At 73.8% G+C, this 1,924-nt stretch carries 1 protein-coding gene; it reads left to right on the top strand.

Translation table 11 applies throughout. The features are described from left to right. On the top strand, positions 1-1,924 hold a 1,924-nt coding region (locus HW577_RS24335; RefSeq protein WP_198378680.1), incomplete at both ends, for a cellulose biosynthesis cyclic di-GMP-binding regulatory protein BcsB.

Raw genomic sequence — 1,924 nt, 5'->3', positions numbered from 1 at the left:
GCCGCCCGTCGTCGCGCCGGCACCCGCCCCCGAAGCCGTGCTGGCCGCCCCGCCGCCGCCGGCCGCGGCGCCCATGCTCTCGCAGCGGCGCGTGGTGCGTTCGCTCCGCCAGCTCGGCCTGCAATCGACCATGCAGCTGCGCGGCGCCTCCCCGCTGCAGGGAATCCAGTTCGGCATCCGCAGCGATGAGGTCGTGACGGATGCGCGCGTCGTGATCTCCGGCGCGGCGTCCCCGGCCCTGGTGCCGGAAGTGAGCCAGCTCGTCGTCACGCTGAACGACCAGTTCATCGGCGCGGTACGCCCGGACCCGACGCGGCCGTCCTTCGGGCCGATCGAGATGCCGGTGAACCCGGCCTTCTTCACCGAGATGAACCGGCTGAACTTCGCCTTCAGCGGCCGCTACCGGGCCGAATGCGTCGATCCGCTGTCCGACCTGCTGTGGATGAACGTCGCCGAGACATCGACCGTCCAGCTGACGCTCGAAAGGCTGCCGCTGCCGGCCGACCTCGCGCGCCTGCCGGAACCCTTCTTCGACCCGCGCGAGCTGCGCGACGCGCTCGTGCTGCCCTTCGTGATGCCGGACAATCCGGGCAACGAGACGCTGCGCGGCGCGGCGGTCGTCGCATCGTGGTTCGCGATGCAGGCGGAATACCGCGGCGCGCGCTTCCCCGCCTCGGTCTCCATTCCCGGCACCGGCAACGCCGTGGTCTTCGCGACGCCGCAGGACACCCCGGAAGGCATGACGCTGCCGCCACTCGCCGGGCCGACCATCGCGCTGATGGAGAACCCGCGCGACCCGCGAGGCCAGCTCCTGCTGATCGCCGGGCGCACAATGCAGGAAGTCGGCGTCGCGTCGCAGGCCCTCGCCCTCGCGCCGCAGCTGCTGTCGGGCACGCTCGCGACCGTCGCCCAGCCGCAGGCACCGCAGCGCCGGCCCTATGACGCGCCGCGCTGGCTGCCGACGGACCGTCCGGTCGCGCTCGGCGAACTGGTGGACCGCGCCGATCTCCAGGTCTCGGGCTACGCGCCGGGGCCGATCACGGTGCCGCTGCGCACCGCGCCGGACCTGACCACCTGGCGCCGCCACGGCTTCCCGGTGGATCTCGCCTTCCGGTCCCCGCCCGGCCCGATCACGGATGTCGAGCGTTCGCGCCTCGATGTCCTCGTCAGCGGCACCTTCCTGCGGTCGATCCCGCTGCGGGAGCAGGAGAGCTGGCCCTGGACCTGGCTGCTGCGACAGGTCGGCATCGAACCCGGCCCACGCACGGGCACGGCGAGCGTTCCCCCCTGGCTCGTCACCGGCCGCAACGACCTTCAGCTGGTGTTCGACATGCGGCCGCTGCACCGCGGCGACTGCGTGTCCATCCCGGCGCAGGTGCAGGCGGCGGTCGATCCGTCCAGCACGATCGACATCACCCGCGCGCATCGCTTCGCGACGCTGCCGAACCTCGCCTTCTTCGCCAGCGCCGGCTTCCCCTACACGCGGATGGCCGACCTGTCCGAGACGGCGGTGGTGATGCCCGACCGCGCCGGTCCGATCGAGGTCAGCGCCTTCCTCGGCATGGTGGGCGGGCTGTCCGCGATGGTCGGCGTGCCGGCCACGGGCATCGCCGTGGTCCGGCCGGGACAGCTGCAGCAGGTCGCCGAGCGCGACCTGATCGTCCTCGGCACGCTCGGCCGCCAGCCGGCGCTGACCACCCTGCTGCGCGAAGCGCCGCTGCGCATCGACGAAGCGGGGCGGCTGGCGATGACGCTGCCCGACCCGCTCGCCGGTTTCCAGCGCGTGGTGCGCGGCGGCCCGCCGCCCGAGGAACGCGTGCGCGCCGCGGCGCAGCTCGCGGCACCCGCCGAACGGCTCGGCTTCGTCGCGGCGGCGCAGTCGCCGCTGCGCGAGGGTCGCTCGGTGCTCGCCATCGCCGCGCCG

Source organism: Neoroseomonas rubea, from assembly GCF_016106015.1.
GTDB classification, from domain to species: Bacteria; Pseudomonadota; Alphaproteobacteria; order Acetobacterales; family Acetobacteraceae; genus Neoroseomonas; species Neoroseomonas rubea.
This window is presented reverse-complemented; position numbering and strand designations above follow the sequence as displayed.